Source organism: Pseudomonas sp. SMV71 (assembly GCF_052042015.1).
Taxonomy (GTDB): Bacteria; Pseudomonadota; Gammaproteobacteria; order Pseudomonadales; family Pseudomonadaceae; genus Aquipseudomonas.
The window spans coordinates 70203-83837 of sequence record NZ_JBKGGU010000020.1 but is presented as its reverse complement, the minus strand read 5'-3'; the positions used below and the strand labels follow the sequence as shown (position 1 = coordinate 83837).

The window sequence follows — 13635 nt, the reverse complement described above, 5'->3', positions numbered from 1 at the left end:
AATAGTTTTCACGGTGTGTTCTTGGACAAAATGCCACTACCCTGGCGCCAATATTCACACTATGACCACTCGGCGCATTCTGGTCTCGAAATCCCATGGGACCGGAACTTATCTTCTATCCTCAGCTCAAGGATAACGAGAGCCATCATCGGATCGAAACAGCCTCATTCCGGGGCTGAATACCGGATCTACCGAGGGGCGCCGCCATGTCGCGCAACCTTTGCCTCACTCGCCAATGCCTGGGCCTTGTCACCCGTATCGAATGCGCTGTCCGCCCGCTGGCGGGTGATACCGGTATGTGGACCTTGCTCTTCGCCGCCGGAATGGCCGGCGAACAACCTTCAGCCATCAAGGCCCAGGGTCCGTTTGCCGGTCCGAACGCTGCCGAATCCATCCTCGATACCATCGTCCAGAGCCTGACTCTACACGGCTATGAGGTGGCCAATGACCCACAGATCTGGTGCCTGCACATGCAGGCCCAGCTGCGTGAGATCAATGGTGGCCGTTGTCGCAATGTCGGTGGTTTCGAGTTCCGGCCGTTGCATTGACGGGTGTCCACGCCAGTAAAATTTTGTCACGGCGGCAGGGGCAGGGACGGGCCGGGCGTTTGTGGGGCTGTTGGTGGCTGATATACTCGCCGCGTTTTTTCAGCCCTGGTGTGAGATTCAATGGAACGCTTTATCGAAAATGCAATGTACGCCTCCCGTTGGCTGCTGGCGCCGATCTATTTCGGGCTGTCCCTGGGCTTGCTGGCCCTGGCGCTGAAATTCTTCCAGGAAGTCTTTCACGTCATCCCCAACGTGTTTTCCATGGCCGAGTCCGACCTGATCCTGGTGCTGCTGTCGCTGATCGACATGGCGCTGGTAGGCGGCCTGCTGGTGATGGTGATGATTTCCGGCTACGAGAACTTCGTCTCGCAACTGGACATCGATTCCGACAAGGAAAAGCTCAACTGGCTGGGCACCATGGACTCTTCATCGCTGAAGATGAAAGTCGCGGCCTCCATCGTGGCGATTTCCTCGATCCACCTGCTGCGCATTTTCATGGACGCCAAGAATGTCGATCCCGAGCACCTGATGTGGTACGTGATCATCCACATGACTTTCGTGGTCTCGGCGTTCGCCATGGGCTACCTGGACAAACTGACCAAGCACTGAGGTCCGTTCATCCTGCTGACGCAACGCCCGCCTGGTCGAAGCAGGCGGGCGTTGTCGTTTCCGGCGAGCGCTTTGCGAGTGGGACTCGTCATCGGTCATGACTTCTGTGCTAGTCTGCTCGCCCTTTTGGTTCCGGGCGCTCCGGGAGGCGCTGTGGCATGCACGGCCACTTCCCGAGCCGTCCGCACAGCGGAGCAGCACCATGTCCGAAGTTAACCTGTCCACCGACGAAACCCGCGTCAGCTACGGTATTGGCCGTCAGTTGGGCGACCAACTGCGCGACAACCCGCCACCAGGCGTCAGCCTGGACGCGATCCTCGCCGGCCTGACCGACGCGTTCGCCGGCAAGCCGAGCCGCGTAGGCCAGGAAGAAATGTCCGCCAGCTTCAAAGTGATCCGCGAAATCATGCAAGCCGAAGCCGCTGCCAAGGCTGAAGCCGCCGCAGGCGAAGGCCGTGCGTTCCTGGCGGAAAACGCCAAGCGTGAAGGCATTACGACCCTGGCTTCGGGCCTGCAATTTGAAGTGCTGACCCAGGGTGAAGGCGCCAAGCCGACCCGTGAAGACCAGGTGCGCACCCACTACCACGGCACCCTGATCGACGGGACTGTGTTCGACAGCTCCTACGATCGTGGCCAGCCTGCCGAATTCCCGGTCGGCGGCGTGATCCCAGGCTGGACCGAAGCGCTGCAATTGATGAATGCCGGCAGCAAATGGCGCCTCTACGTACCAAGCGAACTGGCTTACGGCGCCCAGGGCGTTGGCAGCATCCCGCCGCACAGCGTGTTGGTGTTTGACGTCGAGCTGTTGGACGTTCTGTAAAACCCTGTCCGGTTTTTACAGCCGGACAAAAAACTGTGGGAGCGAGCTTGCTCGCGAAAGCGTACAGTCAGTCGACATTTTCGTTACTGACATGCCGCCATCGCGAGCAAGCTCGCTCCCACAGGGTCAGGTGCTTCACCCGTGAAACCTGCCATTGAAATCGCCACTGGGGCGCAACGCCCGGGCGTAGCAGAACAGGAACAGATTGCGCACCAGCTCCTTGAGCACCAACGGTTCGCTGGAGTTGAGACTGTGGAGGTCCAGATCCCCCTGGTCCTGCAACTCGTTCAGAGCATCTTCTTCTATCACTGCGCAGACTTCCCCGGTTTCCCGATGCAGGATCCGTAGGTATGGATGCGGGCGATCCAGCCAGGCATCGATCAGATAAGTCATGGTTCTCATCTCCTTGATGGGTTTCGATGAGAATAATTCTTATTCGCTAAATAGCAAGTCTCAATTGGCGCATGGATTTCTTTTCAGACGGCGGGTTGGGGAAGCTTGAGACGACTGGCGTCTGGCCAGTGCCCGGAACGACGGGGGTAAGCGGGGGAGGGCGGGGAACCATCCCACGCGGGGCGCGGGATGGAGTACGGCAAGCTCAGACTTTTCTGACGAACTCGGATTTGAGCTTCATCGGGCCGATGCCGTCGATCTTGCAATCGATGTCGTGGTCGCCGTCGCACAGACGGATGTTCTTGACCTTGGTGCCCACCTTGACCACCAGCGACGTGCCCTTGACCTTGAGGTCCTTGATCACGGTAATGGTGTCGCCGTCCTGCAGGACGTTGCCGACCGAATCTTTCTTGACGATGTCATCGGAGGCCGCCTCAGCTTCGCCGCTGGCGGACCATTCGTGGGCACACTCCGGGCAGACCAGTTGGGTGCCGTCTTCGTAGGTGTATTCGGAATTGCATTTCGGGCAGGGAGGCAACGTGCTCACTAGGGTTCCTTGGTATCAGGAGGGCAAAAGGGCGCACATTGTATAGGGTTTTACGTCGGGAGGGGGATGGCTCTGTGGTGAGGGAGCTTGCTCCCGCCCGGTTGCAAAACAGCCGTCTCAAAGCGAGGGCCGCTGCGCAGCCCAGCGGGAGCAAGCTCCCTCGCCACAAAAGCTTTTTATGATCTCGCTCGGATCAGTGAGTACGCGCCACTGCAAACTCGCTCAGTTCAACCAGCGCATCGCGGTATTCGCTGGCCGGCAGGGCCTCCAGGCACCGGATGGCGCGGGCGACATAGTCCCGGGCCAGTTTCGCGGTGTACTCCAGCGAGCCAGAGGCTTCAACCGCCTGGCGGATGCTTTCCAGATCCTCGATCCCACCTTTCTGGATCGCCTGGCGCACCAGGGCCGCCTGTTCGGGCGTGCCTTCGCGCATGGTGTAGATCAGCGGCAGGGTCGGCTTGCCTTCGGCCAGGTCGTCGCCGACGTTCTTGCCCAGGGTCTCGGCATCGCCCTTGTAGTCCAGCAAGTCGTCCACCAGCTGGAAGGCCACGCCCAGGTGGTCACCGAAGGTGCGCAGTGCTTCGCTCTGCTCGGCGCTGGCACCGGCCAGGGCGGCGGCGCTGTGGGTGGAGGCTTCGAAGAGCATCGCAGTCTTGCCGCGGATGACTTCCATGTAGGTCTCTTCCGTGGTGCTGGCGTCGCGTACCTTGGACAACTGCAGCACTTCGCCCTCGGCGATGATGCGGGTGGCCTGGGACAGGATCTTCATCACCGGCATCGAGCCCAGCTCGACCATCATTTCGAACGAGCGCGAATACAGGAAGTCGCCCACCAGCACGCTCGGCGCATTGCCCCACATCGCGTTCGCGGTCGAGCGGCCACGGCGCATGCCGGACATGTCGACTACGTCGTCATGCAGCAAGGTCGCGGTGTGCAGGAATTCGATGGTGGCGGCCAGCAGGCGCATGTCGTCGCCTTCGCGGCCCAGGGCCTTGCCACACAGGAGCACCAATAAAGGACGCAGGCGCTTGCCACCGGCCGAGGTGATGTAGTCACCGATTTTCGAGACCAACGGTACTCGGGAAGTCAGTTGCTTCTTGATGATGCCGTCGACGGCATTAAAATCGTCCGCCACTGCGCGGTAGAAAGCTTGGGGTTGCATCAGCGACAGGCGCTCCAGAAGGGTTGCGCGGCATGCTAGGACCCATGTCCGGGGCTGTCAAGGCACGATAGACGGCTACTTGCAAGGCTTCGTTGGCTTGCGTACAATCGCGCACCCTGAACTTCCTGGGCAGCACCTGCCTTACGCAATTGCATCCGGGCCTTCCAGCCCATGCAGCCATGCCAGCCAATACCTCTTCTTATAAAGCGCTGGGTGAGCAGGATTATCGGAGAAATACCATGTCGTACGCAGTAATTGTTACTGGTGGCAAGCAATACAAGGTCGCCCCAGGTGAATACCTGAAGATCGAGAAACTGGAAATCGCTACCGGCGAATCCGTGACTTTTGATCGCGTTCTGTTGGTCGCCAATGGCGATGACGTGAATATCGGCGCTCCAGTCGTTGCTGGCGCTACCGTTGTGGCTGAAGTGATCTCCCAAGGTCGTCACGATAAAGTCCGCATCATCAAGTTCCGTCGCCGTAAGCACCACATGAAGCGCATGGGCCACCGCCAGTGGTACACCGAGATCAAAATCACCGGTATTCAGGCTTAATTTCAGCCTAATTCCTCACTAGGAGAATTGAACTCATGGCACACAAAAAAGCTGGTGGTAGTACCCGTAACGGTCGCGACTCAGAAGCCAAACGCCTTGGCGTGAAGATGTATGGCGGCCAGGCTATCAAAGCGGGCAACATCATCGTGCGTCAGCGCGGCACCCAATTCCACGCTGGCTACGGCGTAGGCATGGGTAAGGATCACACCCTCTTCGCTAAAGTCGAAGGCGTGATCAAGTTTGAAGTAAAAGGCGCCTTCGGTCGTCGTTACGTAAGCGTTATCGCAGCTTAATTGCGAGACCGCTGGAGAAGCCCTGTCTTGCGACGGGGCTTTTTCGTTTGTGGGGTGAGTCTCTTGCAAAGCTGTTTGTGTGGGCTGGCGGCGCCGCAACCGGGCGCTTGATCGGGTCGCAGCGTGCATTTTTGCAAGAGTCTTATGTCTTGTTTTTTTCGGCTCGTCCGTATGGCGAGAGGCGTGTGTCATGAAGTTTGTTGATGAAGTATCGATTCGAGTAAAGGCCGGCGACGGCGGCAATGGCTGCATGAGTTTCCGTCGGGAAAAATTCATTGAAAACGGCGGCCCGAACGGTGGTGACGGCGGTGACGGCGGCTCGATCTACATGCTCGCCGACGAAAACCTCAACACCTTGGTGGACTACCGCTACACCCGGCACTTCGATGCCGAGCGTGGCTCCAACGGCGGTAGCACCGACTGCACTGGCAAAAAGGGCGAGGACCTGATCCTGCGCGTGCCCGTCGGCACCACGGTGATCGACTCGGCCACCCAGGAAGTGATCGGCGACCTGACCAAGCCTGGCCAGCGCCTGTTGGTTGCTCATGGCGGTTGGCATGGCCTGGGCAACACCCGGTTCAAATCCAGTACCAACCGTGCTCCGCGCCAGACCACGCCAGGCAAGCCGGGCGAGCAGCGTGACCTGAAGCTGGAAATGAAAGTGCTGGCCGATGTGGGGCTGCTGGGCCTGCCGAATGCCGGTAAAAGTACCTTCATCCGTTCGGTGTCGGCGGCCAAGCCGAAAGTCGCCGACTACCCGTTCACGACCCTGGTGCCGAACCTGGGCGTGGTCAGCGTCGACCGCTGGAAGAGCTTCGTGATTGCCGACATCCCGGGGCTGATCGAAGGCGCTTCCGATGGCGCCGGCCTGGGGATTCGCTTTCTCAAGCACTTGTCCCGTACCCGTCTGTTGCTGCACCTCGTAGACATGGCGCCGCTGGATGAAAGCAACCCTGCCGACGCTGCCGAAGTCATCGTCAGCGAGCTGGCCAAGTTCAGCCCGGCCCTGGTCGAGCGTGATCGCTGGCTGGTGCTGAACAAGTGCGACCAGATCCTCGAAGAAGAGCATGAAGAGCGGGTCAAGGAAATCGTCGATCGCCTGGAGTGGGAAGGTCCGGTCTACATGATCTCGGCCATTGCCAAAGAAGGCACCGAGCGCCTGTGCCACGACATCATGCGTTACCTGGAAGATCGCGCCGATCGCCTGGCCAATGACCCGGCCTACAAGGAAGAGCTGGCCGAGCTCGACCAGCGCATCGAAGACGAGGCTCGTGCCCAGCTGCAGGCGCTGGATGACCAGCGTGCCCTGCGTCGCAGTGGCGTGAAGTCGGTCCATGACATCGGTGACGATGATTGGGATGAAGAAGATGTGGACGACGAAGATGGTCCGGAAATCATCTACGTTCGCGACTGATCCTGAAATGTTCGTCAGTTAGGCTGCAAATCCTGTGGGAGCGAGCCTGCTCGCGAATGCGTTATCTCGGCCAGTGTCTATGCTGCTGATCCAGCGCTTTCGCGGGCGGGCTCGCTCCCACAGGTTTAAGTGGGTCGGCGCGGTGTTATCATCGCAGCCGGCCGGTTTCCAGGGCGCCGCTCATTCGAGCGGCGTTTTGGTGTCTGCAAAACGCAAATACGAATAATCCATGGGCGGCGCTGGGTCGCGCCGTTCGCTGGCAAAGGTTGAAGATAATGCGGAGCAAGGTGACGGGTGCGCAGCGCTGGGTCGTGAAGATCGGCAGCGCACTGCTGACGGCGGATGGCAAAGGCCTGGATCGCAAGGCCATGGCAGTGTGGGTCGAGCAGATGGTGGCCTTGCATGAGGCTGGCGTCGAGCTGGTATTGGTCTCGTCCGGGGCTGTGGCCGCAGGTATGAGCCGCCTGGGCTGGACGTCGCGACCCAGCGCGATGCATGAATTGCAAGCCGCTGCCGCCATCGGTCAGATGGGCCTGGTGCAGGCCTGGGAGTCGAGCTTTGCCGAGCACGGTCGCCACACGGCGCAGATCCTGCTGACCCATGACGACCTGTCCGATCGCAAGCGTTACCTCAATGCCCGTAGTACCCTGCGGGCGCTGGTGGAGCTCAAGGTCATCCCTGTCATCAACGAAAACGACACCGTGGTCACCGACGAAATCCGCTTCGGCGATAACGACACCCTGGCCGCGCTAGTGGCGAACCTGGTGGAAGCGGACCTGCTGGTGATTCTCACCGATCGCGATGGCATGTTCGATGCCGATCCGCGCAGCAACCCCGATGCCAAGCTGATTTACGAAGCTCGCGCCGACGACCCGGCGCTGGACGCCGTGGCGGGCGGCACCGGCGGCGCCCTGGGGCGTGGCGGCATGCAAACCAAGTTGCGCGCGGCGCGGCTGGCGGCGCGTTCCGGCGCTCATACCATCATTGTCGGCGGCCGCCTGGAGCGCGTGCTGGATCGCCTGAAGGCGGGCGAGCGCATCGGTACGCTGCTCTCTCCTGAACGCGGCATGTTGGCGGCACGCAAGCAATGGTTGGCCGGGCACCTGCAGACACGCGGCACGCTGGTGTTGGATGCGGGTGCCGTGTCGGCCTTGTCCCAGGGCAACAAAAGCCTGTTGCCGGTGGGTGTGAAGTTGGTGCAAGGCAGTTTCCGTCGCGGCGAAATGGTGGTTTGCGTGGCACCGGACGGGCGTGAAATCGCTCGTGGGCTGGCCAACTACAGCGCGCTGGAGGCGCAGAAAATCATCGGTCAGTCGTCTGATGCGATTGTCGGTCTGTTGGGGTACATGGCGGAGCCTGAGTTGGTCCACCGTGACAACCTGATCCTCGTCTAAGGAAAAATCATGGGGTTGGCAAAAGGATTGATTGGCCTGTTGTTGGCGTTGCCACTGCTGGCCTCGGCCGAGGAAATTGGCCAGGTATCGACGGTGTTCAAATTTGTGGGGCCGAACGATCGGATCGTGGTCGAGGCGTTCGATGATCCCAAGGTCGATGGTGTGACCTGTTACCTGTCGCGGGCCAAGACCGGTGGCGTCAAGGGTGGCCTGGGCCTGGCTGAAGACCGTGCCGAGGCCTCCATCGCCTGTCGCCAGGTGGGGCCGATCAACTTCAAGGGTGAGCTCAAGGATGGCGAAGAGGTGTTCAGGGAGCGCACTTCCCTGGTGTTCAAGACCATGCAGGTGGTGCGTTTTCTCGACAAGAAGCGCAACACGCTGGTGTACCTGGTCTACAGCGATCGTGTGATCGAAGGTAGCCCGCAGAATGCGGTCACGGCGATTCCGATCCTGCCTTGGCGCTGAATCTCGAGTAATGGAGCGAGCAGAGCGGCTCGCTTTCTTCTGTCATGGATGTGCTGTGCTTCAGGCGCGAAGGGATTGGTATGCGTTCGTTTTTGATGGTGTGGGTCTTGGGGTGTTCGGTATCCATCGCGGCATGGGCCGAGCCGTTCTACGCAGACAAGCCGTTGGCCCATCCGGTGATAAAAACCTCCCAGGAGAGCGGTGCGACGCTGGCCTTTATCCGTGAAGCGCAGGGTATCGTCGGCTATTCGTGCCTGTGCGATTCGCCGAATGGGGCGCCGACAGTGCTCGACCGGTATGGTGATGCCAGTATCGAGTCGGTGTTCTATGCCAATCTCGACAGCCGTCTCCAGACGCTGATCGTGCTGTCCCGGGCGAAGGGGCAGTATGCATTGCGCGGTTACCGCTTTGTTCCCTCGACGGGTGAGTACCGGCGGCTCGAAACGCTCCAGCCGGTGCTCGAGCGCATCGCCGCTCGTCACAAAGTGCTCAACGCTGCGCTCGTGCAAAAGGCTCTGGGCGAGTGGCCGCCCTATGACTATAGCGTCACGCTGCCTCGCACCGGTGTTGCCGAATTCGATGCGCTTGACCCGGCCGACGGCACGCTCGTGGGTTACTTCGGTGTCGACGGGGTGCCGGCTTCAGTTGGCCAGCCCGCGGAAGATCCTCACCGTGACACCTATAAAAAGACCTTTCAGCAGCGCGAAGGACGCTGGCTCACGCTGACCTACGAGCGCGTGCCTCCTCAGGAGGAGGACGTCGGCTCCGCCTACCGGGTCGCCAGGATGGCCTGGGAGTGCGACCCGACATTGTACCGGGGGTCTGAAGAGGGGCCGTGGGCGGCCCTTGCGGGCGAGCGGCTTTTGGCGCTGGGCGATTATGTGCAGGGCAAAAGATCCGGTCAGTGGACTGAGTTCGACGAGTGGGGCAACGCGTCCGTCGGCGCCTATGAGAACGGCTTGCGGCAGGGAGTCTGGATCGTTCGTGATCGCCAAGGTGTCTCCAGCGGCATGATTGTCGACGATTACTACGAAGGGCGCTGGACGATAGAGTCGAATGACGACGATGGGCAGGTTTCGGGCTTCGATACCTACAAGCGGGGTGATTATGACGGTCCCTCCGAGCGTGTGAAAAATGGCGAGGTGGTCCAGCGTGGCGAGTTCGTCGCGGGGCAGCAGCACGGCGATTGGATAATGCCCTGGGGTGAGGGGCGTTACGAGCGGGGTGTGCGCGAGGGTCGTTGGACGCTGAAAGTGGGCGATGGTCATGTCCAAGTCGTGGATTTCGTGGCCGACAAGATGCAGGGTGAGCTGCGTGAGGTAGACGCCGCGGGTGTGCTGCGGCTCGTCGAGCACTACCGTGCGGGTGTATTGGACGGGGTGAGGCAAACTTACGCGGCGAATGGCAAGCTCACTTATTCGGCCAGTTATGCCAATGGTCAGGTTGACGGGCGGGCGCTCACCTACAGCGATGACGGTGCGGTGCTGCGTTCCGATATCACGTGGCGCCATGGTGTGAAAGAAGGGGTGTTTCGTCTCTACCACCCCAACGGACAGCCGGATACGGTGGCGACCTATGAGGCGGATGAACCTATCGGCAATCTGCAGTCGTTTGATGCAAGCGGGGTGTTGATCGCTGACCGCAACTATTGCCACGTGCCGGATGGCCAGTCCACTCGCATTCAGCCCTGCGGCAGGCAGCGTGGGGCATTTAATAACGGCCAGTTCGACTACGAGAGCGATTACCTCTTCGGTAACGAGCAAAGTGCTCGTCTCGTCCGGGATGGGCGCACAGTGCGCGAAGTGTTGCTGGGGCCTGATGATCGCGTGACGAGAAACGAGTACTACCCCAACGGCCAGTTGAAATCCTCTGAAGCCAGGCAGGGTTTCCGATTGATCACGGTCGAGGGGCGCAGCTACAAGGATTACTCGTACGCCCGGCGCGAAGGGGAGGCCGTCTACTATTACCCTACGGGCGTGGTTGAGCGGCGCATGAGCTTCAAGGATGACAAGATCGTAGGCTGCTACACCGGTTACGACGAGAACGGCATCCAGAATTTTCCACCGCCGGGCGGTTGTCCGCCGCGCAAGCCGGTGGTGTTCAATTTTGGGGAGTGATAGCGCTTGCTGTGATGTAACTCAACGGTGCAAACGGAGGACAGCACCTGCTCGGTCGCCTGGCATCACGCTTCGCGAGCAGGCTCGTTTCTGCGGGGGTTGGGGGGTTATAGGGCGTTTGCGAAATCACAGGCAATAAAAAACCGACCCTGGGGTCGGTTTTTTAATGAGCGCGTCGCTTAGGCAGCAGCGGCAACGTTCAGGGCCTTTACATGGCCATTCAGGCGGCTCTTATGGCGAGCAGCCTTGTTCTTGTGGATGATGCCTTTATCGGCCATGCGGTCGATAACTGGCACAGCCAGAACGTAAGCAGCTTGGGCTTTTTCAGCGTCTTTTGCGTCGATGGCCTTGACTACATTCTTGATGTAGGTGCGGACCATGGAACGCAGGCTGGCGTTGTGGCTGCGACGCTTCTCAGCCTGTTTTGCACGTTTTTTGGCGGAAGGTGAGTTGGCCACCGTCGAGCTCCTCGAAAGACTTTTTAGGAAATAGCAAACAAAATAGGCCGCGAATCATGCCGATGAGTTGACGGGTTGTCAAGGGCGGGCAATGCATTCCGCTGAATGGCAGCCGCAATGCACCGGAGGATTTCTTTCCGGCGTGCGACCTGTAAACTCGCGGGTTTTGGCGCGGTGCTGTTTAGCGGCGCGCAGTATCGCACAAGTGGGCGCGTTGTTCGCCTGCTGTTCATCGACAGGCAAAACTCTTTTCATGAACCTGCTCAAATCGTTGGCTGCCGTCAGCTCTATCACGATGCTCTCCCGCGTCCTGGGGTTCGTCCGTGACACCCTGATCGCGCGGATATTCGGCGCCGGAATGGCCACCGACGCCTTCTTCATTGCTTTCAAATTGCCCAACCTGCTGCGGCGGATCTTCGCTGAAGGGGCATTTTCCCAGGCCTTCGTGCCGATCCTGGCGGAATATAAAAGCCAGAAGGGCGACGAAGCGACCCGCACCTTCATTGCCTATGTCACGGGCCTGCTGACGCTGGTGCTGGCGCTGGTCACGGCTGCCGGCATCCTTGCCGCGCCCTGGGTGATCTGGGCCACGGCGCCGGGGTTCACCGATACCCCGGAAAAATTCCAGCTCACCACTGACCTGTTGCGGGTGACCTTTCCTTATATATTGTTGATTTCCCTGTCCTCCCTGGCCGGAGCGATCCTCAATACCTGGAACCGCTTTTCCGTGCCGGCCTTCGTGCCGACCCTGCTCAATGTCAGCATGATCGTGTTCGCGGTGTTTCTGACGCCATACTTCGACCCGCCGGTGATGGCCCTGGGGTGGGCCGTTCTGGTGGGCGGCCTGGCGCAATTGCTCTATCAGCTGCCGCACCTGAAAAAGATCGGCATGCTGGTGCTGCCACGCCTGAACCTGCGTGACAGCGGCGTGTGGCGGGTGCTCAAACAGATGCTGCCGGCGATCCTCGGGGTTTCGGTCAGCCAGATCTCCCTGATCATCAACACCATTTTTGCCTCGTTCCTGGTGGCTGGCTCCGTGTCGTGGATGTATTACGCCGACCGTCTGATGGAGCTGCCGTCCGGTGTGCTGGGTGTGGCCCTGGGCACGATCCTGTTGCCGACCCTGGCCAAGACCTACGCCAACCAGGATCGCCATGAGTATTCGCGCATTCTCGACTGGGGGCTGCGGCTGTGCTTCCTGCTGGTTTTGCCGTGCGCCCTCGCGCTGGGAATCCTGGCCGAGCCCCTGACCGTTTCGCTTTTCCAGTACGGTCGTTTCAACGCGTTCGATGCCTTGATGACCCAGCGGGCGCTGGTCGCCTACTCGGTGGGCCTGCTCGCAATCATCGTGATCAAGGTGCTGGCCCCGGGTTTCTACGCCCAGCAGAACATCCGTACGCCGGTGAAAATCGCCATTTTCACCCTGGTGATGACCCAATTGTTCAACCTTTTGCTGATCGGCCCGCTGGCCCACGCCGGCCTGGCCCTGGCGATCAGTGCCGGTGCCTGCCTCAACGCCGGATTGCTGTTCTATCAGTTGCGCAAGCAAAAGATGTATCAGCCGCAGCCGGGCTGGGCCAGGTTCGCCTTGAAGCTATTGGTGGCCGTGGCCGTGATGTCGGCGGTGCTGCTGGGGGCCATGCATTTCATGCCGGCCTGGGGTGAGGGGCAGATGCTCGAGCGTTTCCTGCGCCTGGGCGTGCTGGTGGTGGCTGGCGTGGTGGCATATTTCGGCATGTTGCTGCTGATGGGTTTCCGTCTGCGCGACTTCAATCGCAAGGCTTTGAGCTGACGCCCGGTCCCGGATAACCCCAGGCTGGGCGGCGGTTTTGTCGGTTCGAGCACTTTGGGTTACGGTGTTGCCTGTCGTCGGCCGCCGGGTGTGGTTATAATCGGCCACTTTATGAGCAAGAAGCGCGTTATGCAGCTGGTTCGAGGCCTTCACAACCTGCGCCCCCAGCATCGGGGCTGCGTCGCCACCATTGGCAACTTTGACGGTGTTCACCGTGGTCACCAGGCTATCCTGGCGCGGCTGCGCGAGCGTGCGCGGGAGTTGGGCGTGCCCAGCTGCGTGGTGATTTTCGAGCCGCAGCCGCGGGAGTTTTTCGCCCCGGACACCGCTCCGGCCCGCCTGGCTCGGCTGCGGGACAAGCTGAACCTGCTGGCAGCCGAAGGCGTCGACCGTGTCTTGTGCCTCGCCTTTAACCAACGCCTGAGCAAGCTCAGTGCCGCCGAATTCGTCGAGACCATTCTGGTGGATGGTCTCGGAGTGAAACACCTGGAAGTCGGCGATGATTTCCGTTTCGGCTGCGACCGGGCAGGGGACTTCGTCTACCTGCAACAGGCCGGCGCCACCAAGGGCTTTACCGTCGAAGCGGCGCAGACCGTGGAAATGGACGGCTTGCGCGTCAGCAGCACGCAGGTCCGCAATGCCCTGGCGGCTGCCGACTTCGACCTGGCCGAGCGCTTGCTGGGCCGCCCGTACCGGATTGCCGGACGGATCCTGCACGGGCAGAAACTGGCGCGCCAATTGGGCACGCCGACGGCCAACGTGCAGCTCAAGCGCCGTCGTGTGCCGCTGACCGGGGTGTTCCTGGTGAGTGTCGAAATCGACGGCAAGGCCTGGCCCGGAGTCGCTAATATCGGCGTACGGCCTACCGTCCAGGGAGACGGCAAGGCGCACCTCGAAGTACATGTTCTGGATTTTGCCGGCGATCTGTATGACCGGCGTTTGACGGTGGTTTTCCACCAGAAGCTGCGTGAAGAGCAGCGTTTTGCCTCTCTGGAGGCGCTCAAGACGGCGATCCATGCAGATATCGCCGCCGCCCGTGCCCTTGTCGCAACCAGCGCCAATCGCTAAT

Annotated in this window: 15 protein-coding genes; 11 read left to right on the top strand and 4 right to left on the bottom strand. The window is 60.5% G+C overall.

Annotated elements, in window-relative coordinates:
• Positions 1-206: 206 nt before the first annotated feature.
• From ACLEJQ_RS20150 to ACLEJQ_RS20140, 3 genes are all read left to right on the top strand, one after another.
• Positions 207-548 (top strand): PA4575 family protein, encoded by a 342-nt coding sequence (locus ACLEJQ_RS20150; RefSeq protein ID WP_440797793.1) that lies wholly within the window; start codon positions 207-209, stop codon positions 546-548.
• A 120-nt stretch (positions 549-668) separates the two neighbouring features.
• A complete protein-coding gene (locus ACLEJQ_RS20145; protein WP_042731944.1) occupies positions 669-1157 on the top strand; it encodes a TIGR00645 family protein in 489 nt (162 codons plus the stop codon).
• Positions 1158-1359: 202 nt separating this feature from the next.
• Positions 1360-1977 (top strand): FKBP-type peptidyl-prolyl cis-trans isomerase, encoded by a 618-nt coding sequence (locus ACLEJQ_RS20140; RefSeq protein WP_042731943.1) that lies wholly within the window; start codon positions 1360-1362, stop codon positions 1975-1977.
• Between the two features lie 135 nt (positions 1978-2112).
• On the opposite strand, the gene ACLEJQ_RS20135 is transcribed toward ACLEJQ_RS20140, so the two are convergent.
• The 3 genes from ACLEJQ_RS20135 to ACLEJQ_RS20125 all read right to left on the bottom strand — a co-directional run bounded on the left by ACLEJQ_RS20135 (position 2113) and on the right by ACLEJQ_RS20125 (position 4079).
• Positions 2113-2370 carry a PA4570 family protein gene (locus ACLEJQ_RS20135; RefSeq protein WP_440797791.1) on the bottom strand — a complete coding sequence of 86 codons (258 nt, stop codon included), beginning with the start codon at positions 2368-2370 and terminating at the stop codon, positions 2113-2115.
• 205 nt (positions 2371-2575) lie between these two features.
• A complete protein-coding gene (locus ACLEJQ_RS20130) occupies positions 2576-2917 on the bottom strand; it encodes a zinc ribbon domain-containing protein YjdM (RefSeq protein ID WP_440797789.1) in 342 nt (113 codons plus the stop codon).
• A gap of 193 nt (positions 2918-3110) precedes the next feature.
• A complete protein-coding gene (locus ACLEJQ_RS20125; RefSeq protein WP_440797787.1) occupies positions 3111-4079 on the bottom strand; it encodes a polyprenyl synthetase family protein in 969 nt (322 codons plus the stop codon).
• Positions 4080-4318: 239 nt separating this feature from the next.
• Between ACLEJQ_RS20125 and rplU the strand changes: the two genes are divergently transcribed.
• The 6 genes from rplU to ACLEJQ_RS20095 all read left to right on the top strand — a co-directional run bounded on the left by rplU (position 4319) and on the right by ACLEJQ_RS20095 (position 10316).
• Positions 4319-4633, top strand: coding sequence for a 50S ribosomal protein L21 (gene rplU, locus ACLEJQ_RS20120; RefSeq protein ID WP_003176051.1), 315 nt, complete (start codon positions 4319-4321; stop codon positions 4631-4633).
• Between the two features lie 35 nt (positions 4634-4668).
• Positions 4669-4926 carry a 50S ribosomal protein L27 gene (rpmA, locus tag ACLEJQ_RS20115; protein ID WP_003205738.1) on the top strand — a complete coding sequence of 86 codons (258 nt, stop codon included), beginning with the start codon at positions 4669-4671 and terminating at the stop codon, positions 4924-4926.
• A 190-nt stretch (positions 4927-5116) separates the two neighbouring features.
• Complete coding sequence (gene cgtA, locus ACLEJQ_RS20110; protein ID WP_440797784.1) at positions 5117-6340, top strand: Obg family GTPase CgtA; 1224 nt, start codon at positions 5117-5119, stop codon at positions 6338-6340.
• A 275-nt stretch (positions 6341-6615) separates the two neighbouring features.
• Positions 6616-7734: a glutamate 5-kinase gene (gene proB, locus ACLEJQ_RS20105; protein ID WP_440797782.1), complete on the top strand. Its 1119-nt coding sequence runs from the start codon at positions 6616-6618 to the stop codon at positions 7732-7734.
• A 9-nt stretch (positions 7735-7743) separates the two neighbouring features.
• On the top strand, positions 7744-8199 hold the full coding sequence (locus ACLEJQ_RS20100) for a CreA family protein (protein ID WP_440797780.1): 456 nt from the start codon (positions 7744-7746) through the stop codon (positions 8197-8199).
• An 80-nt stretch (positions 8200-8279) separates the two neighbouring features.
• Positions 8280-10316: a toxin-antitoxin system YwqK family antitoxin gene (locus ACLEJQ_RS20095; RefSeq protein ID WP_440797778.1), complete on the top strand. Its 2037-nt coding sequence runs from the start codon at positions 8280-8282 to the stop codon at positions 10314-10316.
• Between the two features lie 179 nt (positions 10317-10495).
• Here the strand turns inward: ACLEJQ_RS20095 and rpsT are convergent, their stop codons facing one another.
• Positions 10496-10774, bottom strand: a complete 279-nt coding sequence (gene rpsT, locus ACLEJQ_RS20090) for a 30S ribosomal protein S20 (protein ID WP_020798646.1) — start codon at positions 10772-10774, stop codon at positions 10496-10498.
• A 253-nt stretch (positions 10775-11027) separates the two neighbouring features.
• Between rpsT and murJ the strand changes: the two genes are divergently transcribed.
• Positions 11028-12566, top strand: coding sequence for a murein biosynthesis integral membrane protein MurJ (gene murJ / locus ACLEJQ_RS20085; RefSeq protein WP_440797776.1), 1539 nt, complete (start codon positions 11028-11030; stop codon positions 12564-12566).
• A 129-nt stretch (positions 12567-12695) separates the two neighbouring features.
• Positions 12696-13634 carry a bifunctional riboflavin kinase/FAD synthetase gene (gene ribF / locus ACLEJQ_RS20080; RefSeq protein WP_440797774.1) on the top strand — a complete coding sequence of 313 codons (939 nt, stop codon included), beginning with the start codon at positions 12696-12698 and terminating at the stop codon, positions 13632-13634.
• The last annotated feature ends 1 nt before the right edge of the window (position 13635 follow it).

Excerpts from the sequence above, each read along its gene's own strand:
- ACLEJQ_RS20150 (WP_440797793.1), top strand. The coding sequence starts at position 207 with ATGTCGCGCAACCTTTGCCTCACTCGCCAATGCCTGGGCCTTGTCACC.
- ACLEJQ_RS20145 (WP_042731944.1), top strand. The coding sequence starts at position 669 with ATGGAACGCTTTATCGAAAATGCAATGTACGCCTCCCGTTGGCTGCTG.
- ACLEJQ_RS20140 (WP_042731943.1), top strand. The coding sequence starts at position 1,360 with ATGTCCGAAGTTAACCTGTCCACCGACGAAACCCGCGTCAGCTACGGT.
- ACLEJQ_RS20135 (WP_440797791.1), bottom strand. The coding sequence starts at position 2,370 with ATGACTTATCTGATCGATGCCTGGCTGGATCGCCCGCATCCATACCTA.
- ACLEJQ_RS20125 (WP_440797787.1), bottom strand. The coding sequence starts at position 4,079 with ATGCAACCCCAAGCTTTCTACCGCGCAGTGGCGGACGATTTTAATGCC.
- rplU (WP_003176051.1), top strand. The coding sequence starts at position 4,319 with ATGTCGTACGCAGTAATTGTTACTGGTGGCAAGCAATACAAGGTCGCC.
- rpmA (WP_003205738.1), top strand. The coding sequence starts at position 4,669 with ATGGCACACAAAAAAGCTGGTGGTAGTACCCGTAACGGTCGCGACTCA.
- cgtA (WP_440797784.1), top strand. The coding sequence starts at position 5,117 with ATGAAGTTTGTTGATGAAGTATCGATTCGAGTAAAGGCCGGCGACGGC.
- proB (WP_440797782.1), top strand. The coding sequence starts at position 6,616 with ATGCGGAGCAAGGTGACGGGTGCGCAGCGCTGGGTCGTGAAGATCGGC.
- ACLEJQ_RS20100 (WP_440797780.1), top strand. The coding sequence starts at position 7,744 with ATGGGGTTGGCAAAAGGATTGATTGGCCTGTTGTTGGCGTTGCCACTG.
- ACLEJQ_RS20095 (WP_440797778.1), top strand. The coding sequence starts at position 8,280 with ATGCGTTCGTTTTTGATGGTGTGGGTCTTGGGGTGTTCGGTATCCATC.
- murJ (WP_440797776.1), top strand. The coding sequence starts at position 11,028 with ATGAACCTGCTCAAATCGTTGGCTGCCGTCAGCTCTATCACGATGCTC.
- ribF (WP_440797774.1), top strand. The coding sequence starts at position 12,696 with ATGCAGCTGGTTCGAGGCCTTCACAACCTGCGCCCCCAGCATCGGGGC.